The sequence below is a fragment of the Pleionea litopenaei genome (assembly GCF_031198435.1).
Taxonomy (GTDB): Bacteria; Pseudomonadota; Gammaproteobacteria; order Enterobacterales; family Kangiellaceae; genus Pleionea; species Pleionea litopenaei.
Map to the genome: position 1 here is coordinate 3,184,128 of NZ_CP133548.1, position 23,851 is coordinate 3,207,978.

Here is a 23,851-nt window from a genome sequence, read left to right on the forward strand (position 1 = left end):
TTAGTAACAACCCGCTAAAGCAAGAGCATTTTTTATAATTTTATTTCATAGCAAATCGTTACAGGTTGAAGCTAGTCGCACAGGTGGTCGTACCGGCTTCACAAATGGTAATTGTGTAAGTTGTACGTTTGTCACCACTGTATGACTGACTGCCATCGTTGGCGGTAGTGTCATTAAATGAACCACCGTTCCAAGTGATACTGATATCAACATTGCTACTACTAAAGCCTGACCAGTTGATGTCGAGCTGGCTACCGCCTTTACTGCGGCTGCCATCGGCTGTTAAGTCGCCTGATGGTGGCTCTGTTGGAGGTTCTGTCGAACCGCCGTCACAACCATTGGCTGCTAAGTAGTCGTACATGGCTTTGGCTTTTACGATGCCGTATCCGAAGTAGTCATCGCGACCATTGGCCCCTTGGTCTTCCGCGGTGGCTTTCATGGCATCACGAATTTCGGTGCCAGTACAACTTGGGAAGTTAGACCAAACCAATGCAGCGATGCCTGATGCGCCAGGCGTTGCCATAGACGTACCACTCATATAACCGTAGTCACTCGCACCCACTTTGACGGTTGCTGTCGTTGCTGCAACCAAAGCCGCGCGATCTTCAAGCGCTGCGCCAACGGCTGGAATCGACGTAGAGTTTGCGGTTCCTAAAGTACCGTAAAGCATGCCTGCTTCGTTATTGATTACAATGGCGCCAATGCCACCAGAGTTTTCACAGTTAGCTACCTTGTCGTGGAAGGAGATAACGCCTCGGTCGATGACACAGATTTTTCCTGATGCGCCGCTGTTTGTGCTCTCGGCAGTGCCCATGAAGAAAGTTGAACCGCTCGCTTCGCCGTTGTTTTCCATTGCTGACGACGCGTAACCCGTTCCATTAGCGGTCATTGCAGACAAAGAAGTTGCGCCAGATGGGTAAGTTGATAATGTATCGACTCCGCCAACCGTCACTTCAACACCGAATCCATCATTGGTCTCAGTGGTTACATTTTTACCACGACCAGAGGTTTTGGTGTTGCTTGGGTATTGTGAGAAGCTCGCAATGTTGTTGTCTGCATCGTTGGCGCCAATCATCATCACCGACTCATAACCAGCAGGAAACGATCGTACATTGTTTCCGTCATTCCCAGCCGCCGCAAGGACTAAACCGCCATTGGCCGTGAAGTTATTGAAAGCATTTTCTTCAGTGCTGTTGGCTCCGCCGCCACCTAAGCTCATACTGATGATTTCTGAGCCAGCGTTTGAGCACTGTTGTGCGGCATACGCAAGATCCGATGAGTATCCCCAACCTGACGCATTGAATACTTTAACGATATGCAATGGGTTGCCCGGTGCCATACCAATCACGCCAAATCCATTGTCAGCAGCAGCAATCGTTCCTGCAACGTGAGTACCGTGCGGACCACCATCACGGAACCAGTCGCCCGTTCCAGAATCACTGCTACCAGTAATTACAGACCAGTCGAAATCAGCGTTGTATCCGCCAGTCTCGCCGTTGTCACGCGCGATACCTGAGTCAATCACACAAACTTTCTTCGCTGAGGCCATTTGTAGAGTGACTTGATCGGCTTGCGACTGATAAACCGCGTAAGGGGTTAATTGTTGTGCCGTAGGGTCGCCAGCGTCGTCATTAAACAAGGCTAAAGGAACGCGTCGAGCGTCGGCTTCAATGAGGCGAATATGTGGGTTATTTAGAAGACCCTTCACGTCATCAAGCGATTTTCCGTCAAAGGTTGCTGCGAAAAAGCCATTGGCATCAAGGTTTAACTGACCACCTAGTTTTTTGGCTAAGGCTTTAACAACGCCTTTGTGGTCGTTGTCGACTTGAATGATGTAACGGTTATCGTCAGCGCTTACGCTGCCTGCAGACATGGCAAGTAGCGTTGCTGCTGATAGTACTTTTACTTTAGAAATCATGCTTTAAATTCTCCCAGTCTATCTTTATTGTCGTCTTTCCCTGGCGAGTGCAGTGATGACTGCATCTGTGTCCCAATCGTTCAGTCTGTTGATAACAAACTGCCTGGGCCAATCATGGCTAGAAAAGCGCGTTTTGAGATAGTCGGTTTACGACAACTTCTCGCTGGGAAGCGACAAAAGTGGCATTTAATGGAGAAAATTAGCCACTTTTTAAGCTGGTCAGAGCAGGCATTATTGGGACGACGTACGATGGTTTTTTTGAAACTGTCCAGGTGTCATTCCGAGGTGCTCTTTAAATACTCGACCAAAATGGGATTGAGAAGAAAAGCCAACTTTTTGCGCAACAATACCGACAGGCTCTTGCTGCAGTAACAGTGCCTTTGCTTTTTCTATGCGAAACGCCTTTAAGGCCTCAAGAGGGCTCAAATCGAGCAACGCTTTCACTTTTCGCTGCAACTGCCGTTCACTCATGGCCAATTCTGAGGCTAATTGAGTCATGGTAATTTCGGCACTTTCAAAGTGCTCTTCGAAGCAATGGTTTAACCGAATGAGAAACTTGTCTTCGATGGGGGCGGGCGTCGAAGCGGTAGGCTTTCGATCTTGCCCAATTTGTTGACGCAAGCGCTGTTGCAGTTTTAATCGAGACTGAATCTGATTGCGTAGACGTAAGAGCAGTTCTTCGGCGTCAAAGGGCTTACTGAGGTAATCGTCAGCTTCGGCTTTTAACCCTTCTTTGCGACTTTCTGCGTCGCTTCGAGCGGTTAACATGATGACCGGAATATGTGCCGTTAGCTCATTTCGGCGCATTATTTTTAGCGCTTCAAATCCGTCCATCACTGGCATCATAACGTCAGAAATAATGATGTCGGGTAAATATTCGATGGCCATTTTTACGCCTTCTTCACCATTGTTGGCCAAAATGCACTGGTGTTCGGCTCCAATAATGTTCATCAAATGTTGTTGCATATCGGGGTTATCTTCGATGACCAAAATCAGGTATTGAGACTTTTGTCCTCCGTGATGATAAACCTCTGTTTTTGCGTCGATTAACTCGGATTCAATATTATGTTCGATGGGCAATTGACTGCTTTCTAAACTGGGAATTTCATTGGCAGGTGCTGCAGTTTGATGCAACATTAAGGTGAACTTTGAGCCTTTGCCAAGAGCTGACTCTAAATTAATTGTCCAACCCATAGCGAAGCAAAGTTCTTTTACTAGGGCTAATCCGATGCCAACGCCATGAATGTGTTTGCTATTGGTTCCTTCTGCTCGATAAAAGCGTTGGAAAATTTTACCCTGCTCAACTTCATCGATACCAACACCCGTGTCTGATACCGTTAGATAAAGCTCATCGTTTTGTTGTTCAATATTAATAATCACTTGTCCACTCGGTGGAGTGTATTTAAAAGCATTCGACAGTAAATTAAATATGATTTTTTCTGCGGCTTGTAAATTACCTAACACCCAATAATTGCATCGTTCGGGGAATTGGAAAATGATGTTCTTCTCACGAGCAATGGCGCTAAAACTGCGGGCCACAAATTCCAGAATTTGGCCAATATCGATCGGAGTAATTAAAATGTTTTGGCGACCCGAACGAGACAGTTCTAGTAATTGCTCAACCATTCTAACCATGCGTAGCCCATTGGTTTTTGCGCTGTCAATTTGTTTAACTTGAGCCGGTTCGGTTAAGTGACCTTTGAGATTGTCTAACACGCCATTAATAATGGTTAAGGGTGTTCGAAACTCATGTGAAATATTGGCGGTGAACTCGTCTTTCATGCGCATGATTTCTTGTTCGGCTTGCTTCTGTTCGCGAATATCGGCTAATGAAATCACCAGAGGTGTCTCGCTTCCTGATTGACCTTTCGATATAGTTGCGTGAACGGTAATGCTTTGACCAAGACGAGTAATAACATTGGCCTCCATTTCTAATCCTTGTTGTTGCCGCACCAACTTCTGCCGATAGCTTTGAAATTTGAAAAACAAAGCCAGTTCACTGTCACTATCAACTAATTGCTGGAATGGCATGCCTAATAGTTGTTCATGATCGTATTCTAATAGCCGTGATGCTGCTGAGTTAGCACTGAGAATTTTTCCATCTTCTGCGGCCGTAAAAATAGCATTGCTGGTGGTTTCTAAAATGGAGCGATAGGAATCTCGCTGTTGTTCGATTTTTTTGCTTGTTGTTCAAGTTGCTGTTTAAACGTTGAGCTAGCAAACTCACTTTCTTTTAGTCGAAACCGTAGAACCGCGGTTTGTTTTATCAATAGAAAAATTTGTCCCATAGCGAGAATGCAACTCAATACTAACCAACCGGTAAACATGCTGTAATGGGTGTTCGTTAAATGTCCATCAAATAATTTATTCTGCGTAGTAATGGCGTATAAAACTAAAATCAAAACAATGAAAGTTAGCGGACTATTGAGTAAGTTAAAACGAGAAAAATCGCGATTGATCGACACACTTTGTAAATTACTGAAAGGCTGTGTTAATGCAACTCCGATCAATAAATACGGGGTGAACCAGAGCCAGTCAATCCAACCTCCGCTTTTTAACGTGAAGTCTGTTAAATAGTTTGCGGCTTCAATGGTATCGGCTATGAGCCAGTTGGTCATTGCAAGCCCAAGCAGAAAGTAGCCTCGTGAATGGGCATGTCGTGTTGAATAGGCAAGAAAGAACCAGCGAGCCATTAGGTAGCTATCCATGAGTAAGTAAAATAGATAGGTCGTCGGCCAACTATGAACGCTGCCTTGGGTGGTTGTACTGGGAATGATCACTAGAAAAATAAAGGCACCAAGCGTGAAAGACAAGGTAGCTAACCAAATTACAGAGCTATGAGTACTAAGTAGTTGGTTCGCGTGTCGGTAACTCTTTAATTCAATTGCAGCGATGGTTAGTGCGTAAAATAAGAAATAACTAATTCCCCCAATCAAATTTTGAGTGGCTTTGGATAAGTCCATCCATAGGGTTAGAAAAATCAAGGTCAGTAACCACCATGCGATAAAGGCTCCACCAAAAAGTAACCAAAATAAATGTTCAAAACCGTCGCGTTTGGCATTGTAAAAGCGAACAACGATGAACACTAAGGTAAGACTTAGAAATAAAAAGTCGGCAAAATGATAGGCAAAGTAAGCTCGTTGTTCAGGCGATAATATGGGCGTAATGTAGAATAAAAAAATTACCACAAAAACACTGCAGAGCATCAAAAAACAATGCTGAATGGTTGATTTTTGAGCAAGGTATTGAATCATAAAAGGTTGCTTATTGATGAGCGCTTATAAAAGCAGTTTAGTGGCAAAGTTTAATAAAAAAAAGCCGGATTGCTCCGGCTTTTTAGCGCTTGATGTTAACTCAGCTTACAAGCTAACGATCGGGTCTGGGTTGCCGTCAGGATCGTTTCCTGCCGTACCATCGGTTCCTGGGTTTCCGTTGCGAAGCATAATAACTGCGCACGCAGCTGGGCTTGCCATCGAGGTTCCCGACATGGTGGTGGTTCCACCGCCGTTCTTAAGCGATAAAATGCTAACCCCTGGTGCCGCATAATCGACCGGTGGATTGCCATAGTTCGACCATGAAGGCATGTTGTCATTACTATCGACCGCTGAAATGGTAAACACTCGATTGCCGTTCGCTCGTGCAGGGGAGTGATTGTTGGCATGATCACCATCATTGCCTGCTGCCAAGACAAAGTAGGCACCTGAACTTTGTGCTGCCGCTTCAACGGCATCATCTAATGCTGAGTTAGCTCCCCCACCCAAGCTCATATTGGCACAATCGCCGGGAGACGCATTGGCCGCAACGTGATCAACCCCGGCAATAACACCAGAGATACTGCCAGAACCTCGACTGTCTAAAACTTTCACTGGAACAACTGTGGCGCCAGCAGCGACACCAACAACGTCGAGATTGTTATCGATTGCAGCAATGGTTCCCGCAACATGGGTACCGTGGCCTTGTCCGTCATCCATACTGGCGTTTTTGCCTTTTGTGAACGCCGAGAAACCGCGACTGGTATCGACGTTTAAGTCGGCATGTTCAAGATCAATACCCGTATCTAATACCCAAGCTGTGTAGCCTGTTCCGTTCGCTGGCCCGCCAACACGAGTCACGCTCCAGGGAGTGGTTTGCTGCTCACTACCACCGCCGCCACCACCTGGGCCTTTGCCGGGAGGTGGAGCTGAGATCTGAACAATCGCATCCGGTGTAAAGCTAGCGACGTCAGTGGCGCCATCAAACGCATTTTGTGCTTGATCACACGACATATTGACGGTGAAACCTTTAATGGAGTGTTTATAAATATGCTTGGCAGAGGCTGCACCAAACCCTTTCGACTGTGCGCGAGCAATCATCCCACGGGCTTTGCCATCGACGTCAAATTTTGAGATGTCATCGGCGAGTCGAACAATACATTGATTGTGAATGTTCGCAAGATCCGCGTTGCCTTCGTTGGTTGGCCGGCCTTGTCCTTGAACACTGATTGAAGCGATGGCTAAGGATACGGCTGTGGTTACTAAGGTTTTTTTCATTATTCACTACCCCTTGTGTTTGTAGTCCAATTTGCCTGTATAGGAATACCATTGACTTAGTCACGATGATTAGTCGCGAAACGACATCTTTTGTGCGGCGAGCGACAAACTGTGCAAAGTTACTGGAGATTGGTGTTTCGACTGTGGTATTGAAAAGATGTAAAAATATATTTTGAAATCCGTCGGGTAACTTAATATATTGAATTATGAGATAGGTAGAAGCGCGAAATGCGTAAGTTTAAGGTTAATAGTTATAAGAACATCAAATAATAAGACTTATAGCTATTAAAAAACATGGGGTAGGTCATGAAGCGAATTTCTTTTAGCATCACGGCAGGTTTAACACTGGTCTTTGCGGTGGTGGTGAAGGTGACTTGGGACCAACAGTCGATCGATACAGCGGTATCGCAGTCTGCTGTGAGCTCGCAAACAGCTCAAGCGACCTTAGACAGCTATATTGTTCAAGGTGTTGATGCACCAGCGGTTTTGCAACAGTTTAATATAACGATCACTCATCGACTGCCCATTATTAATGCGGTGGTTGTTGATATTCCTAAAAATCTTGTCAGTGCCTTAAGACAATCAGGCTTGAAGCTCACTAGAAATCACAGTGTAAAACTTGATGGCCTCGCGTGGGGACAGCGACTGTCTTATTCCGAAGCGTCGGCAACTCAAATGGCCAATGTGCAACCGCTTCATGACCAGCGCATTCTAGGTGATGGGGTAACCATGGTGGTGCTCGATACCGGTGTGAAAAGCATGACTGGAATACGCCACGATGCGTACGGTCGTCATCGGGTCTATGGTACCTACAACGCCATAACGAATAAAACCTCAATGAACGATGATGAAAACAACGGGCACGGTACCCATGTTGCTAGCATCGCAATGAATAGTGAGTTCGATTCCTATGGTCGATATTATGGTGTTGCCCCGAATGCACGGTTAATTTCAATTAAGGCGTTTGATGATCAAGGCGCTGGCTCCTATGCCGATATTATTCGTGGATTGCAATGGGCCATTTATTTCAAAGATACCTACAACATTCGCGTTTTAAATCTGTCATTCAGTGCCGCCCCACAGTCTTATTACTGGGACGATCCTTTGAATCAAGCGGTGATGAGAGCTTGGCAGGCGGGCATTGCTGTTGTGACGTCAGCGGGTAATTCTGGGAGTGGAGCCTTCGGTATTGGTGTACCAGGAAATGTGCCTTATGTAATTACGGTGGGCGCGGTGACGGATAATTACACCCCCGATGATTTTAGCGACGATCGAATCGCAAAGTTTTCAGCGAACGGTCCGACAGTCGAGCGATTTATCAAACCAGAAGTGGTTGCTCCAGGTGGTCACCTAATGGGGTTGATGGAAGATAAAATGCATTTGGCCACGGCGCATCCTGAGTTTCACGACGGTGGAAAATATTTCATGATGTCGGGTACCTCGCAAGCATCCGCCGTGGTTGCTGGCGTCGTTGCGCTGATGATCAGTCAAGATCCTTCTTTAACTCCTGATGATATTAAATGCCGCTTGATGAGCGCCGCGAAACCCGCTCGAGACAGTGAAGGCCAGTGGGCGTACTCGCCCTTTCAACAAGGAGCCGGTCAAGTAGATGCCTTTGCTGCATTAAACAGCACGGCGGCCAATTGTGCTAATCGAGGTTTGGATATTGCGGCCGACCTAAATGGCACCGAACATTTTGCCGGCCAAACCATGATAGACGAGAATAATGAGTTCTATATTCGCGGTCATCAACAATACACTTGGAACAGTTTTGGTGAGTTGAATGGTGGTTATCAATGGCAAGATTATGACGGCTGGAACGATGCGATCGGTTGGAATGATGCGATAGGGTGGGGCGATGCTATTGGCTGGAATGACGCCATCGGTTGGAACGACGCTATCGGTTGGAACGACGCCATCGGTTGGAACGACGCTATCGGTTGGAACGATGCCATCGGTTGGAATGACGCTATCGGCTGGAATGATGCTAATATTCGTGTGAATACTTGGGTCGAACAAGAGTAACCCTATGCGAAACACGAAGGCTGCAAGGCACCAAGCCTTGCGCTTGAAGCAGTACGTCTTGCTTGCTAGACGATCAATCTTGCGCTGGAGCTCATGGTGGCTTTCGGTTTTTCTTCTACCTCCATTATTCTCTGCCGAATTAGAAAATACTCGCTTTCAACATATCTCGACTCACCAAGGATTGTCGCAAAAAACCGTCCAGTCGATTTACCAAGATCGAACCGGCTTTATGTGGTTTGGCACGCAAGAAGGTTTGAATCGTTTTGACGGTCACACCATGCGGGTTTATCGACACAACAGCAGCGATCCAGATTCCCTTTCTCACGATGCTATTCGAGACGTCTACGAAGACCAACAAGGTCGTCTGTTTGTTGCAACGAGTGGCGGATTAAACGTTTTTAATGCCGCAGATGAAAAATTTATTACCTTAAACATCCAAGTCGGCGGAGAACCGGTACTTCGATTCAATACGTTGTATCGAGATCGATCGGGAATGCTCTGGGTAGGAACCGACGGCCACGGATTGTTGCAACTTGTACAAACGCCATCAGGTTACTCTGCTCAAAGTATTTCTGATCATGTTCAGCTAAAAACCGCCGATGTACGAGTGGTTTTTGAAGATTCTCGTGGACGGCTTTGGATTGGAACCGATGGACAAGGTGTGTTTCGAATGCACCAACAGTCATTGGTTCATTTCTCGGCTGAGTCACCTGAAAGTCAACTTTCTCACAATCGTATTCGAGACATCATTGAAGATTCCAAAGGACGCATTTGGGTCGGAACTCGTGGTGGCGGCCTTAATCGCTATGATGAGCTCAATAAATCATTTATTGCGTTTCGCCACGATGAGACGAGTAACTCCTTAACTCACGATCGTGTGTATCAAATAATTGAAGATGATTTTTCCCGGCTGTGGATTGCAACCGATGGTGGGATCAGTGTTCTTGATTTAAACAGCGAGCGTTTCGTTTCGATTAAACACAAGAGTTCTCAAAAGTCTGCATTGACTCATAATCGCGTGTTATCTGCTTACAAGGATCAGGGCGGGCTATTATGGTTCGGTACATTATCTGGACTAAATCGATGGAACCCAAAATACGCGACCTTTGTGCACTATCGAAATATTTCTGAAGATCAATATAGTTTAAACAATAATACGGTGTACTCGTTAGCCCAGTTAGATCATGAGCGACTCGCCATTGGAACTTTTGGTGGCGGAGTGAACATCTTAAATTTGACCGACGATTTGATTCGACCACTGAAAACCGAACAATCAAAGGCGACGCGCATCATGTCGATGTTGGTCGATTCGCAACAACAACTGTGGGTTGGCAGTATCGCTTCTGGCGTCGAGGTCTATGATAGCCTAGGAAATTTTACCATCGGATACCAGAATAACCCGGAGCAACCGACCAGTCTTTCTGCAGACGGTGTCACCGATATAATGGAAGATTCAAATGGCAATATTTGGATAGCGACTTATCGTGCTGGTCTTAATCGTTTAATGAATAATTCTGCGTTTAAACGTTTCAATATGTCGGAAAATACCAGTGGCTTGTTAAGTGAAAGTATCTTTGCAATGACTGAGGACGACGATGGATACATTTGGCTGGCCACCGATGGCGGAGGACTGTCGAGGTTAGACAAGACAAGTGGTGAGATTATTTCAATTGTTCATGATGCAGAGCTCGATAATTCGCTCAGCGGTAATATTGCCTCGTCGATTTATTTTGATAGTCGCGGACGTTTATGGATCGGAACCCATGGCAACGGACTCAATCTTTGGCTACCGGAGAATCGCCGAAAACTTAAAAATGTTTTTACTCATTTCTCGATCAATAGTGGATTAAACAGCAGCACCATCAATGGCATTATTGAAGACAAGAATGGTGATATCTGGGTGAGCACGGTTAAAGGGGTTAGCCGACTTGATTTTTCTTCAATGCAATTTGTGAATTTTAATCTAGCGGATGAAATCCATTTTAATGAATTAAATCAAGGTGCTCTTTTAGCCTCAGAGTCGGGTAGTCTGTTCTTTGGCGGATTGAATGGCGTCAGTGCATTTGATCCAGACAAGCTAAGCAAAAATACTCATGTACCCAAAGTGGTATTAACGGGTATATACGATGAACATCAAAGCCTAACGTTCGATACGCCCGTAGAACAACTAAAACAATTACAATTAACTCATCAAGATTACTTAATTGCCTTCGAGTTTGCCGCATTGGACTATTCAAACCCAGAAAAAAATACCTATCAATACAAGCTCGAAGGGTTCGATGAAAACTGGATCAGTGCGGGCCAGCGTAGTAGGGCAACCTTTACCAACCTTCCAACGGGTGAATATACGTTTAAAGTTAAAGGCAGTAATGATGATGGTTTGTGGAGTGATGACTCAATTCATTTAAAAGTTATTGTATTGCCTGCGCCTTGGGTCAGCTGGTGGGCCTTTAGTCTATATGCCTTAATTTTTTGTATGTTCTTGATTTGGTTTATTCGAGTTCAAGCAAAACGTTTAGCGTCAAATGATGTTTTTCAAGATCAAGTCGACCTTGCAGTCAATGATAAAACCGAAATCATTCGAAATCATAGTCAGATACTGGAAGAGCGCTTTCAAAAGTTGGCTGATATTTCAATGATTGATATCGATGACGGTCGACCTAATCATAAATATTTTATTGAACAGCTCGACTTAATTTTAAAGTTAACGCAAGATAATTCAGCCTTTAGAGTTCAACGTCAACAGCTAACGCTTTTTATGCTCACATCAGCATCTGATAATCTTTCTGAATTGGAGTTTCAATTCCATCAGAATCTTAGCTTTGTCGACCCGATAATCAAGTTATCAAAATGGAGTAATAATCAGTTAGTTTGTTGTTTCTTCATCGAAGATGTCAAAGACGTATTACCACGTTTAAAAGAACTGTCTAAGCAAACTTCTTTTCCGGTTTCGAGCGCGATGCTGAGACCCTATACCACGCTGGCCAATGCGATCGAACAGTCCGATCTTTTAATGCTATTGCTTGAATACTTGGCCAGCTTTGGTCATGAACATCAGCAAAGCTATGTGGCGGTTACTGATGTTCTTCAACTTATTGATAGTAATACTTTAAGAGAGATTGTTAAGCGTACGGATTTAGCACAGCAACAAATATTTAAAGTTTATTTATCCGAATAAATATCATTTAAATAAAGCGCTATTCTCACTCCTGCTTGTTGCAAACGTTGCTTAAGCGCAGGGAGATGTTGATACTGATAGTCCCAACTTAGTTTTGGATCGTCAGGGTAAATAGTGTCTCGAATTTTTGCACTTTCTGTCACCCACACTTGAGGATCAATTTGCGACCATTGAGTAATCTTTTTGTTATCAATGGTGCGGGTTAACCAAGCGGTCCACTCCGTATAGCTCAGTTGCTGACGATCAATCAATTCGCTATCCCATACGCGGTGAAGATTACTGTCTTGCCAAAAAAACTTCACTTTAAAATCATTTCCGCCTTTATCGGTACCATTACCAGCATGTAGGGGTTGATGCAGGTCGCCGATGATATGCACGATAAACTTTAACGCAATGGCTTTCTCTTCGGTCGTTGAAGTATTTGATTGTAACGTTTGGGTGAATTTTTTTAGCGCAATAATTGCATCACCTTTTTGAGGTGGCGTGGTTTGAGCGTAGACCTTACCCCTTGGAACCGTGACATAGTGGTAAGGGTTAGCGGTCTTCTGCCAAAACTCACTGGGATTGGATTTCATTTCATCTGCAAATGTCGATGCTTGCGCGAGACTTTCAGTCCCGATAATTGATTGAATCGCCTTTTTCGCCGAATCATTTAAATATTCTTCAGCGATAGCTCCGGTCACTCTATGTCCGGTTTGTCCAAAACTAAACGCGTTAACGCTTATAAAGCCTGCGATTAAAAATACTAAGCCTCTACTCATCTTCAATGCTCACTGTTACTTGATTTTTTGATTGGTTATTGATGTTACGAATTGATCCACTAATGTCAATGGTGTTTGCCGTCTTGGTGATTTCTAACCACCCGAAATGAGGTTCAATCACTGCTGGTTGAAGACGATGTTTATTGGGGGCTGCCGGATACAGCTTGGCATCTAATCCACTGGCCGTCAGCTCAATGATATTTCTTCCATTAAAAGTCATTGATGAAATTTCGCCGCGATGTACATCGCCGCTGATGATGATTGGGTAAGCTGTGTTTGAAGCGCTTAGCCAATTGAGTAACTGTTCGCGTTGCTCAGGAAAATTTAACCAAGACTCCCATCCCGTAAAGTCGGCAACTACTTGAATACTCGATGCGATGATTCGAACGTCAGCATTGACCTCGAGTTGCTTGTTTAGCCAACGCCATTGTTCTTTTCCGAGCAGCTGCTTTTTTGAATCCTTTGTTGATTGGTAAGGTCCTAACAACTTTTTCTTACGTTGTTCAAGCGAAAGGTCACTCGGGGTTAAATCATCGCGATACCAACGCGTGTCGAGCATAATGATCTGAATGGTTAGGTTGCCTTGCTGCATGATTCGAGCGTGATAAATGCCTTGAGGCTTATGACGGAGCTGCTCAAGTTCGTCATAGCTAAAAAAGTCGATAAAGGCTTCTTTTGCATGAGCTTTGCCAACAAATTCTTTTCCCCCATCGTTTAAACCATAATCGTGATCATCCCAAGTGGCCAAGAGTGACGTGGAATCTTTGAAGGATTTAAAGTTGGGATTGGCATACCACGTTTGATAGGCCTTTTGCATGTCCGCAGGATCGGCTGAGTCAATGTATGCATTGTCACCAAGAAGAATAAATAGGTTGGGATTATTCGCAGCAATGGTTTGCCAAATTGATTGTTCGGCCGTTTGAACCGCACATGAGCCAAAACCGATTCGCACTTTATCGGTGCGAATTTTTTTAGACAGACTCGCTTCTGGTGCAACCGCTAACGTCGCGAAATTGCTCGAATTGAGATTCTTTGCGGTAATTAGTGAATGGCTTATCAAAAGCAGTAAAAAAATTGTTATACGCATAAGGCTTTCTTTATTGTTCGCAACCGGATGTAGCTTATGACATTAGTGCGTCGCTTTTATGACAATAATTTTGAGAGTGTAATTATTACCAATGGATATTTTTTGGTTGAAAAAATTTAAATTGTCTCGATAGATTATTTTTTCAACACTTAAGGCATCTCATATATTAATTTTCATATTAGTGTAACACTTCCGTAGCATTTCACCTTTAACATCCGCGCGTTGTTTTAAATTCTAATGCTTAGTTAAGGACGTACCATGAAAAAACAATTGATCGCTTCGGCAATTGCGATCGCATTGGGGACCATTGGCGTTGTTTCTGCAGATGAGACTTCGTCGTCTATCCGCGGACAAATTAGTACACCGCAAGGCGCTCCGGCTGCGAACACCACCATTATTATTACTCATGTACCAACCGGTACTCAACGACGTTTCACCACCAATGAGCAAGGCTCTTTTAATGCAAGCGGTTTACCTGTGGGCGGACCTTATACCATTCTAATTGACTCAGATACTTACCAAGACAAAGAAATTACCAACGTTCAGCTTGAACTGGGTAACCCTTTTGTATTGCGGGAAGTATTACAAGCGATTACCGGTGAGGTGGTGACTATCACTGCATCAGCTAGCGACTTCCGCTACCCCAATAGCGGCTCAAATAGCAGCTTTGGATCTCGCGAGATTGAAGGATCACCAAGTGTTAATCGTGATTTGAAAAGCGTTTTACGTCGAAACCCATTAGTTAACGTGCTAGACAATGACGAAGGCTCTATGTCGGTTGCAGGAAGCAATCCTCGTTATAACAGCATTACCATTGACGGTATTCGGCAAGACGATGACTTTGGCTTAAATGGTAGTGGTTACCCGACGCAACGTTCACCCATTTCATTGGATGCGGTCGAACAAATCAGCATCGCAACCAACCCATACGATGCCTCAAAAGGCGGCTTTTCTGGCGCGGGCATTTCGGTGGTCACTAAGTCAGGGACCAACGAATTTTCTGGGAACGTATTTTACGAATACTTTGATGATAAGTTTGCCGGTCCTTCACGTGAGTCAGGCGCTAGCGATGTAATTCCAACCGCCTTTACTGAACGCACCTATGGCTTTTCTGTTGGCGGACCAATCATCGCCGATAAATTATTTTTCTTTGCAAACTATGAAAAGTTTGAAGCACCTGGCACGGTAGAGGCTGGTCCAGATGGATACCCATCTGGTAATCCTGCTGATGTTTCGATTGCTGACGCCAATGAAGTGATTCGTATCGCTCGTGAAATTTATGGTGTTGAGCCTGGAACATGGGAACTTGGCTCAATCGAAGAAGATGTGAAGAAGCTGTTAAAAGTTGACTGGAATATCAATGATTACCACCGCGCGAGTTTTACTTATCAAGATACCGACGGTAAACAAACTTCGAACAATGTTGGCGGACGTACTCTGAACTTGTCATCGCATTGGTACACACGTGGCGACCATTTACGTGCCTACTCAGCGCAATGGTTTGCTGATTGGAGCAATAACTTTGCAACGGAACTTCGTATTGCAGATAAAAGCGTAGACAATACTCAAGATCCACTTGAAGGACGAGGTTATGGTCAAGTATCGGTGCGTACACCATCGGGCACCGTAGAGTTTGGTCCGGATCGTTCACGCCATGCCAATGAATTACGTAATGATACCTTCCAAGTTGCTTTCGAAGCAGAATACTTGTCAGGAGACCATACTTGGACGTTCGGTTACGTTTATGATGACTTAGATGTATATAACGTTTTTGTTCAAGACTCATTAGGCTCATGGTCATTCGATAGCTTAGCGGATTTTGAAAACCGCGATGCAAGTGAGTTTAATTATCAAAACTCATTCTTGAATTCAGCCGATGACGCAGCCGCAATCTTTAACTTCAAAACTCATACATTTTATGTGGGCGATGTTTGGGATGTTAATGCCGACTTAATTCTAAACTACGGTTTGCGTTACGAGCGAATTACCACCAGTGATACACCTCGCTTGAATCCTAACTTTGTTAACCGCTATGGTTTTGGTAACGATGCCTCTATGGATGGCAAAGATATTTTACTGCCAAGAATTGGTTTCGATTATCAAGTTGCTGAGAACGTAAAGTTGAGTGGTGGTATCGGTCGATTCAGTGGTGGACGCCCTAATGTGTGGTTATCGAATGCCTACACCAATGATGGTGTAACTATCGTTGTTCCTGATGTTGATACCAATGATCCACAATATCTAGCAGACGTCTTAACCAACGTCGATGTGACCAGCATTCCGACCTATGTAACGGATCGTATGGTTGCTGGAAATGGTAACTCAACACCGATCGATCCTAACTTTGATATTCCATCAGAATGGCGCTACTCATTGAAAGCGGATTGGAATACCAGCTTGGGTGTGCTTGGTGATAACTGGTTAATCAGTTCTGAAGCCATCTTTAAAGACATCGATAAAGACGTTCAATGGATCGACTTAGCTCGAGAGCAAATCGGTACTACCGTGGCCGGGCAACCTATCTACGGACCAGTTGATGCGAATAACCCAGATCAATACGATTTGTTATTAACCAACATTTCTGGTGGTGACAGTCGCATCTTGACCTTCAGTATGGATAAACAATGGGACAACGGTTTGCATTTAAACCTGTCTTATACCAACCAAGACATTAACGATCGCGTACCGGGTACTTCGTCAACGGCGACGTCAAATTATCAATATACAACAACCTACGATCGTCAAAACCCTGCGATTGCAACAGCATCGTATGAAGTGAAGCATCGTTTAGCGTTGAACCTTGACTATGATGTTGAAATTTTCAATGGGTTAAACACAACCTTCGGCTTATTTGCTGAGCGTGTTTCGGGCCGCCCTTACAGCTGGACACTCGGTTCGTTCCGCGACGGAGACCTTGGTGATCAAAGCGATTTTGATGATTCAGACGTGTACTTACCGTATATTCCGACTGGACCAAATGATCCGGCGGTTGATTTCTCATGCAATAGCTGTTTGAGCTACGACGAGATTATTGATCATTTAAATGACAACGGTATCTCTACCAGTGGTGGATTCTTGAGCCGGAATGCTTATCGCAGCCCGTACAAGACCAACATTGACTTGTTTATCCGACAAGAAGTACCGGGTCTGTTCAACGATCAAAAAGGTGAGGTTTACTTCCATATTGATAACTTATTGAATTTGGTGGATAGCTCGCAGGGTAAAATTTACTCGAATCCATTTAGTGAGAGCCAACAAATTCTTTTCGATTACGATGTTAATCAAAATGGTCAATATCAATATCAAGAGCCATTTGGTGATTATCGTTATGGCTCGCCAGCTAACTTCCGAGAAATTGAGTCGGCTTGGCGCGTTAAAGTTGGTGTACGCTATAAGTTTTAATTTTACCGTACTACCAAAATTACGCTTGTGGTAATCTTGCAGAGCTCATTCGTGAGCTCTGCTTTTTTGTATTTAAGGATTCGATAATTAATTATGTTCGTGATGGCAATCACCGGTGCTTCCGGTTCAGGTAAGTCAACGTTAGCTGAAGCGTTAAGAGAAGCCTTAGTTTCTGACGAGCAAGAAAGTCAAGTACAGATAATCTCAGAAGACTTCTATTATGCCGATCATTCGCAGCTTACCTTTGAGCAACGCGGACAGTTAAACTTTGATCACCCGAGTGCGATCGACCATCCGCGGTTACAACAAGATTTAGTTGAGTTGAAGCAATCAGGAAAAGTATCCATTCCTCAGTATTGTTTTAAGCAACACTTAAGAGAGCCGCAAACTCGATTAATTAAACAACCGAAAGTGTTAATTCTCGAAGGTCTGCATTTAATGTTCGATCCAAACATCCGTAACGAAATCGATTTTTCGGTTTATTTAGATGCGCCACTTGACCTCTGCTTTATTCGTCGATTACAGCGCGACCAGCAACAAAGAGGACGCGCAAGCGACGATATCATTCGTCAGTACTTAGAACAGGTACGTCCTATGTTTTTAGAGTTCATAGCACGTGGTAAATCAAAAGCCGACGTCGTATTATCGGGTGAAAGTCCGATTGATTCATTGGTTGAAGATATTTTGTCACAACCTCATTTAAGTCAAATTACTCATAGAATTAAAAATAAGTAGGATCCAGACAATGATGGATATCGTGCAGGCTTTAATCGGAATTTCAGCGATTTTTTTTATCGCATGGATAAGTTCAACGGATCGAAAAAAGATTAATTGGCGCACGGTGTTAAGTGCTTTTGCTTTGCAGGTCTTCTTTGCCGCAATGGTTTTATGGTTTCCTTGGGGAAAGTCCGTATTATTGTCAATCACCAATGCAGTCAACTCGGTCATTGACTACAGTCAGCAAGGTATCAACTTTATATTTGGCGATATAGGTCGTCAGAAACTCGGGTTTATTTTTGCCTTTCAGGTGCTTCCCGTGATTGTATTCTTTTCTTCTTTAATCGCGGTTTTGTATTACTTAGGCATTATGTCGAAAGTTATCCGAATTGTTGGTGGGTTCTTGCATCGAGTGTTAGGTACTAGCCGCGCAGAGTCTATGTCGGCAACAGCGAATGTGTTTGTCGGGCAAATTGAGGCGCCGCTAGTGATAAAACCTTATTTGCCAATTCTAACGCGTTCAGAACTGTTCACCGTAATGGTCGGGGGCTTAGCCAGTGTATCTGGATCAGTCCTTGCTGGATTTGCCAGTATAGGCGTTAATCTTGAATATTTGATTGCGGCGAGCTTTATGGCTGCTCCAGCTGGTTTATTAATTGCGAAAATATTAATGCCTGAAATAGAAGCGCCTCATCAAAATGTCGATGTGGCTCGTGAAGTCACGCAGCATGCCAATATCATTGATGCAGCGTCAACAGGGGCGATTAACGGTCTTAAACTTGCTGCGAATATTGGTGCCGTTTTACTGGCCTTTGTCGGACTCATTGCATTGTTAAATGGCCTCTTAGGCGGCATTGGCAACTGGTTTGGCGTTGAGAACTTATCTTTGCAATGGTTGTTGGGCTATGCCTTTCAGCCGGTCGCCTATTTAATGGGTGTACCTTGGCAAGAGGCTTCGACGGCGGGCAGTTTGATCGGTCAAAAAATCGTTATCAATGAATTTTTTGCCTTTTTAGAGTTTATGAAAGTAAGCGATACTTTTTCTGAAAAGACGCAAGTGATTGTCACTTTTGCGTTGTGTGGCTTTGCTAACTTTGGTTCGATTGCCGTGCTGTTAGGCGGACTAGGAAGTTTAGCTGAAAATCGTCGACAAGATATCGCTCGCTATGGATTAAAAGCGGTGTTTGCCGGAACACTTGCCAATTTATTGAGTGCTACCGTCGCTGGAATGTTCTTCAGTATTGCTCAGGCGAGTTAACTCCTTCATCACCTCAGCGAAACTCCTATCATAGTTTGCTGAAAACTGAAGCGGCTCGGCCGTTGTTGGATGCGTAAAAGATAGTTGATTGGCGTGCAGTAATAAACGACGACACGCCAACTCGTTTCGAAAATAATTGTTGTGACTGGTTTTACCGTAAGACGTATCGCCAATGATTGGGTGGGCAATATGTTTCATGTGACGACGAAGCTGGTGTCGGCGACCGGTCGATGGTTTTAACTCCACCAAGCTGTAGCGAGACTGGGGGTAACGATCAACGGTAACAGGAATTTCGTAACTCTCCAAGCGTGTTAAGTCTGTGATGGCGCTTTGTGTTTTTAACTTATCGGTGTTCTGCGATTTAAAAACGGCCTTTTCTTTTAATGGATAATCGATATGAAGGTTGTTTGGAGCGTGGCCTCTGACAATTGCATGATAGGTTTTCGCCACTTGGTTTTCTTCAAATTGATGGCTTAAATTGATCAGAGCAGGCTTGTTCAGTGCAAACACCATTGCGCCTGATGTTGGCTTATCTAAACGATGCACTGGAAACACGGTCAAATCGGTTAACTGCTTAAGTGCTTGTATTAAAAAACGAGTTTCGTGACGGTCGATGGCACTGCGATGAACGAGCCAGTCACAGGGTTTATTAACGACCAGAATATCTTCGTCTTGATAAATAACCACTGACTGAGGTAGGGCTGAAACAGAAGAATCAGGTTCCCTATCTGTTGTCGCTTCCTTATTATTCATTGGCGGCAATTGAAGCAATTTCTTCTGTAGTCAACGCTCGATACTCTCCCGGCGCGAGTTGCTGATCGAGGATAATTCCGCCAACGCGTTCTCGATGCAGAGCTTCAACGTGATTCTCGACCGCCGCAAACATGCGTTTTACTTGATGATATCGGCCTTCGGTGATGGTTATTCGGTAGTGGTATTCATCTACGACGGTTACCACCGCGGGAGCCGTGCGTTTCTTCTCATTGTTTAACCACACCCCTTGCTCAAGTTTATGGATAGCTTTGTCAGACAAGGGCGATTGAGTTTCAACAAGATAGCATTTTTCGCATTGATGTTTGGGCGAAATTACTTGATGTAACCACTGCCCATCGTCAGTTAATAAGACTAGGCCAGTGGTGTCTATATCAAGTCGTCCAGCAACACTTAAATTTTCTTTGCGCGGTTCATCAATGAATTCGAGTACGGTCATGTGTTCTCGATCTTTGGTTGCACTAACAAATCCCTCGGGTTTATTAAGCATGAAATAGCGCGGTGTCAGTTCGCCTAAAACCTCGCCAACAACACTGACTTTGTCGGACTCATCAATTTTTAAATCAGCCTGAAAAACAGGCTCTTGATTCACGGTGATTTCGCCGTCTTTTAACAACCGCTTGACTTGTTTGCGAGAGAAGTCGGTTGACTGGCTGATAAAACGATCCAAACGAATAGGAAATTTCATGAGTAATACAAGGTCACTTGCTGATCAATTCGAGTAACCATTATATAATCGAACGTCCTTTGAAAACAGGTATTAGGTGTTTGGTGTCAGATTTTGATTTTCGTTTCGGCGGATTACAACGATTGTACGGAGTACAGGTTGTAGACGCTTATCGCGCAGCGCATGTCTGTGTTATCGGTATTGGCGGTGTCGGCAGCTGGAGTGCTGAGGCGTTGGCTCGTTCGGCGATTGGCGAAATAACCCTGATCGATCTTGACGATGTTTGTACGTCGAATATCAATCGGCAGGTTGTCGCACTGGACTCAACCGTGGGACGCTCGAAGGTTGAGGTGATGGCCCAGCGAATTAAAGAAATTAACCCAGAATGTAAAGTGCATGCGGTGACTGACTTTATTACTCCAAATAATTTGTCCGAGTTGATCTCGAGTGACGTCACTGTGGTACTCGATGCAATTGATAGTGTGAAACCGAAAGTTGCGTTATTGGCGCATTGTAAGCGTCAAAAGATACCTGTGATCTGTGTCGGTGGTGCTGGAGGACAAATTGATCCTGGGCAAATTTTAGTGAGCGATTTAAACAAGACACAACAAGATCCATTGCTGGCTAAAGTGCGCAGTGAATTACGCCGGAATTTCCATTTCTCCCGCAACCCTAAAAGACGTTATGGCATTGAGTGCATTCATTCACACGAGCAGCTTGTTTATCCTCAGCCCGATGGTAGTGTGTGTCAAAGCAAGAGCGCCAGCAGTACTGGCACTCGGCTTGATTGTTCCGGAGGGTTCGGCTCAAGCACCGTCGTCACCGCCAGTTTTGGAATGCGAGCCGCGGCGCGAGTACTTGAAAAAATTAAACGCTTAGCAGAAAAGGCTTAAATAGGGGCTTGAGGGTACAAGTCTTCATTTAAATGCCGAATATATAGCATGAGCTCTTTTTCGGCTTCATTGTGGCTATTAAAAGGACCTTGCTGAGTATTTTCGCGAGTCACGAAAAACCAGCCATTATCGGTGTGAAAAAACCGGTCACTCCTGAACCAAGTTTTCTTTAACTCACCAGCACGGACTTTCATCATACGAACTCCTTGTTTATCTCGCAGCTGAAGTTTAAGTTTAGCGAAATTGTGACGAATGTTTTATGATATTTCCTTGTATAAAACCCTCTTGCTTATAATCATTAGTGCAGGTTGATGGATGAATCTCAGTGATTACCATATTTCAGAGTTGAATGGCGTTGGTCCCGCGGTCAGTGAAAAGCTGAGCCGTATGGGCATCGAAACCTGGCAAGATTTACTGTTTCATCTACCGTTACGTTACGAAGATCGTACCCGAGTTCTCCCAATTGCTGGGCTATCTCAAGGGCAATCCGCTCAGGTGTTAGTTAAGGTTGAGCACTCAGGAATTCGTTTTGGAAAGCGTCGAACTCTTATCTGCCGAGTCTCTGATTCGAGTGGTTCCATGGATTTACGTTTCTTTTATTTTTCGAAAGCACAACAAAATCGTTTGCAACCTGGCCAGTGGTTATTGTGTTTTGGTGATGTCACCTACGTTTCGGGGGTTGCGTCTATGGTTCATCCTGAAATGACTTGGGTGAAAGACCCTTCTCGGCCTCCTCTGAGCGATCAATTAACTCCAGTCTATCCGGTTACTGATGGCGTGAAACAGCCTTTGATGCGAAAGTTGACCGATCAAGTACTTGCTAAGTTGCACCATGATTCTTTACCTGAGCTGCTTCCCGAGACGATCAAGCATCACTTTCAAATGGATGATTTAGCCGCTGCTCTAAGGTTTGTGCATCGACCGCCAAGAGGAACGTCGCTGACCCAGTTAATCGATGGTGAGCACCCCGCACGGCAACGCCTAGCCATGGAAGAGTTGCTCGCTTTTCAATTGAGCATGTTGCGATTAAGAAATAAAGTGGTACGAGAAGATGCTTGGCCTTTGGCGGCTGCCAAACAATTAAACCAAGCCATGTTGCAGCAGCTTCCGTTTTCGCTAACCGGTGCTCAGGTTCGAGTGATTGACGAAATTGAACAAGATTTAAAACAGCCGCACCCAATGTTGCGCCTTGTGCAAGGGGATGTCGGGGCGGGTAAAACGCTGGTCGCTGCAATGGCCGCGCTGCAGGCTATCGAACAAGGTTTCCAAGTCGCTTTAATGGCCCCTACGGAAATATTAGCGGAACAACATTGGAATAACTTTTCAGATTGGTTCTCGGCATTGGACATTCAATGTGGGTTCTTAGTCAGTAAACTTAAAGCGGGGGAACGCCGCGAAATGTTGAGTCAAATAGCCAGTGGTGAAGCACAACTGGTGGTCGGCACGCATGCGTTGTTTCAAGAGACGGTTGAGTTTTCTAAATTGACTTTGGTGATCGTCGATGAGCAACATAGATTTGGCGTGCACCAACGAATGGCGCTGAAAGAGAAAGGGCGTTATCAAGGTCGCGTGCCACATCAGTTGATCATGACTGCAACGCCCATACCTCGAACCTTGGCGATGACCGCTTACGCTGACCTAGAAACCTCGATTATTGATGAGCTGCCGCCTGGTAGAAAGCCAGTTCAAACCTTGGTGTTGCCTGACGCTCGGCGCGAGCAAGTGGTGGCAAGAGTGGAGCAGGCCTGTCGACGAGATAAAGCACAAGCCTATTGGGTTTGTACTTTGATTGATGAATCTGAAGAGTTACAAGCTCAAGCGGCCGAAGTAACCGCTGAACAGTTAGCCGTTAACATGCCGGAACTTTCGATTGGTTTGGTTCATGGGCGCCTAAAGCCGTTTGAAAAGCAGGCCATTATGGAGGGCTTTAAACAGGGCGACATTGATCTTTTGGTGGCGACAACGGTGATAGAAGTCGGTGTTGATGTACCCAATGCCAATTTAATGGTGATAGAGAATCCAGAACGACTGGGATTAGCCCAATTACATCAATTGCGTGGTCGGATTGGGCGAGGGCAACGAGAGAGTCATTGTGTTTTACTGTACCAAGCGCCTTTGTCGCGAAACGGGCAAGCTCGCTTAGAGATTATGCGCGAAACCAATGACGGTTTTAAGATTGCAGAGAAAGACTTGGAGATCCGCGGGCCAGGGGAAGTACTGGGAACCCGTCAAACGGGGTTATTGCAGTTTAAAATTGCTGACGTGATGCGAGACCAAGTGCTATTGCCTAAAGTCCAGCAGGTCGCTCGCGAGCTATTGGCTCAGCAACCGGATACCGCCCAAGCACTGATAGCGCGTTGGATGAGTGGACGAGAAGAGTACGGCCAAGTTTAAATGAGCCAGGTTACCACCCTGTAATTTTCCAATAAGTTGACTAAGCTTACACCCGTCGACTCGGTTGTTTATGACCGGTCGTTATTGAAAGGTGCGACTTTAGTCGTGAGGATTGGATTACGCGAGATCCTAAGCGACAATTATGCTAGAATCCGGCGCCGTTATTACATGAATCTGTTGCCAGCACAAATTCGCTGTTTTGGCTAAGTTGTTGGCAGCGCTTTTTTGAGATTAATTCAAGAGGAAATCGG

16 protein-coding genes are annotated in these 23,851 nt (G+C 44.7%); 7 read left to right on the forward strand and 9 right to left on the reverse strand.

Annotated elements, in window-relative coordinates:
* Positions 1 to 58 precede the first annotated feature (58 nt).
* From Q9312_RS14320 to Q9312_RS14335, 4 genes are all read right to left on the reverse strand, one after another.
* On the reverse strand, positions 59 to 1,918 hold the full coding sequence (locus tag Q9312_RS14320) for a S8 family serine peptidase (protein ID WP_309201539.1): 1,860 nt from the start codon (positions 1,916 to 1,918) through the stop codon (positions 59 to 61).
* A gap of 231 nt (positions 1,919 to 2,149) precedes the next feature.
* Entirely contained in the window at positions 2,150 to 4,093 is a 1,944-nt protein-coding gene (locus Q9312_RS14325; RefSeq protein WP_309204512.1) for a response regulator, read from the reverse strand.
* Positions 4,057 to 5,172, reverse strand: coding sequence for a hypothetical protein (locus Q9312_RS14330; RefSeq protein ID WP_309201540.1), 1,116 nt, complete (start codon positions 5,170 to 5,172; stop codon positions 4,057 to 4,059). Before Q9312_RS14330 ends, Q9312_RS14325 begins: the two co-directional genes overlap by 37 nt.
* A 105-nt stretch (positions 5,173 to 5,277) precedes the next feature.
* Complete coding sequence (locus Q9312_RS14335; RefSeq protein WP_309201541.1) at positions 5,278 to 6,447, reverse strand: S8 family serine peptidase; 1,170 nt, start codon at positions 6,445 to 6,447, stop codon at positions 5,278 to 5,280.
* A gap of 306 nt (positions 6,448 to 6,753) precedes the next feature.
* Between Q9312_RS14335 and Q9312_RS14340 the strand changes: the two genes are divergently transcribed.
* Together Q9312_RS14340 and Q9312_RS14345 are read left to right on the forward strand one after the other, a co-directional pair.
* Positions 6,754 to 8,472, forward strand: coding sequence for a S8 family peptidase (locus Q9312_RS14340; protein WP_309201542.1), 1,719 nt, complete (start codon positions 6,754 to 6,756; stop codon positions 8,470 to 8,472).
* Positions 8,473 to 8,476: 4 nt separating this feature from the next.
* Positions 8,477 to 11,650 carry a ligand-binding sensor domain-containing protein gene (locus Q9312_RS14345; protein WP_309201543.1) on the forward strand — a complete coding sequence of 1,058 codons (3,174 nt, stop codon included), beginning with the start codon at positions 8,477 to 8,479 and terminating at the stop codon, positions 11,648 to 11,650.
* Here Q9312_RS14345 and Q9312_RS14350 read toward each other — a convergent pair.
* Entirely contained in the window at positions 11,635 to 12,411 is a 777-nt protein-coding gene (locus tag Q9312_RS14350; protein ID WP_309201544.1) for a S1/P1 nuclease, read from the reverse strand. The two genes, Q9312_RS14345 and Q9312_RS14350, sit on opposite strands and share 16 nt — an antisense overlap.
* Complete coding sequence (locus Q9312_RS14355) at positions 12,404 to 13,498, reverse strand: alkaline phosphatase D family protein (RefSeq protein ID WP_309201545.1); 1,095 nt, start codon at positions 13,496 to 13,498, stop codon at positions 12,404 to 12,406. Before Q9312_RS14355 ends, Q9312_RS14350 begins: the two co-directional genes overlap by 8 nt.
* Before the next feature lie 258 nt (positions 13,499 to 13,756).
* Between Q9312_RS14355 and Q9312_RS14360 the strand changes: the two genes are divergently transcribed.
* The 3 genes from Q9312_RS14360 (at position 13,757) to Q9312_RS14370 (ending at position 18,875) form a co-directional block, all read left to right on the forward strand.
* Positions 13,757 to 16,900, forward strand: coding sequence for a TonB-dependent receptor (locus tag Q9312_RS14360; RefSeq protein WP_309201546.1), 3,144 nt, complete (start codon positions 13,757 to 13,759; stop codon positions 16,898 to 16,900).
* A 93-nt stretch (positions 16,901 to 16,993) separates the two neighbouring features.
* The gene (gene udk / locus Q9312_RS14365) at positions 16,994 to 17,635 is read left to right on the forward strand and encodes a uridine kinase (RefSeq protein ID WP_309201547.1); all 642 of its coding nucleotides are present in this window, start codon (positions 16,994 to 16,996) and stop codon (positions 17,633 to 17,635) included.
* Positions 17,636 to 17,645: 10 nt separating this feature from the next.
* A complete protein-coding gene (locus Q9312_RS14370; RefSeq protein ID WP_309201548.1) occupies positions 17,646 to 18,875 on the forward strand; it encodes a NupC/NupG family nucleoside CNT transporter in 1,230 nt (409 codons plus the stop codon).
* Here Q9312_RS14370 and Q9312_RS14375 read toward each other — a convergent pair.
* Together Q9312_RS14375 and rsuA are read right to left on the reverse strand one after the other, a co-directional pair.
* Positions 18,822 to 19,628 (reverse strand): pseudouridine synthase, encoded by an 807-nt coding sequence (locus Q9312_RS14375; RefSeq protein ID WP_309201549.1) that lies wholly within the window; start codon positions 19,626 to 19,628, stop codon positions 18,822 to 18,824. The two genes, Q9312_RS14370 and Q9312_RS14375, sit on opposite strands and share 54 nt — an antisense overlap.
* Positions 19,621 to 20,334, reverse strand: coding sequence for a 16S rRNA pseudouridine(516) synthase RsuA (gene rsuA / locus Q9312_RS14380; RefSeq protein ID WP_309201550.1), 714 nt, complete (start codon positions 20,332 to 20,334; stop codon positions 19,621 to 19,623). The genes Q9312_RS14375 and rsuA overlap by 8 nt, the downstream gene beginning before the upstream one ends.
* Positions 20,335 to 20,417: 83 nt before the next feature.
* Here rsuA and tcdA point away from each other — a divergent pair, with 83 nt between their 5' ends.
* Positions 20,418 to 21,206, forward strand: a complete 789-nt coding sequence (tcdA, locus tag Q9312_RS14385) for a tRNA cyclic N6-threonylcarbamoyladenosine(37) synthase TcdA (RefSeq protein WP_435408069.1) — start codon at positions 20,418 to 20,420, stop codon at positions 21,204 to 21,206.
* Here the strand turns inward: tcdA and Q9312_RS14390 are convergent.
* Positions 21,203 to 21,403: a DUF6316 family protein gene (locus Q9312_RS14390; protein WP_309201552.1), complete on the reverse strand. Its 201-nt coding sequence runs from the start codon at positions 21,401 to 21,403 to the stop codon at positions 21,203 to 21,205. The genes tcdA and Q9312_RS14390 overlap by 4 nt on opposite strands.
* Before the next feature lie 118 nt (positions 21,404 to 21,521).
* Here Q9312_RS14390 and recG point away from each other — a divergent pair, with 118 nt between their 5' ends.
* On the forward strand, positions 21,522 to 23,600 hold the full coding sequence (recG, locus tag Q9312_RS14395) for an ATP-dependent DNA helicase RecG (RefSeq protein WP_309201553.1): 2,079 nt from the start codon (positions 21,522 to 21,524) through the stop codon (positions 23,598 to 23,600).
* Positions 23,601 to 23,851: the final 251 nt, after the last annotated feature.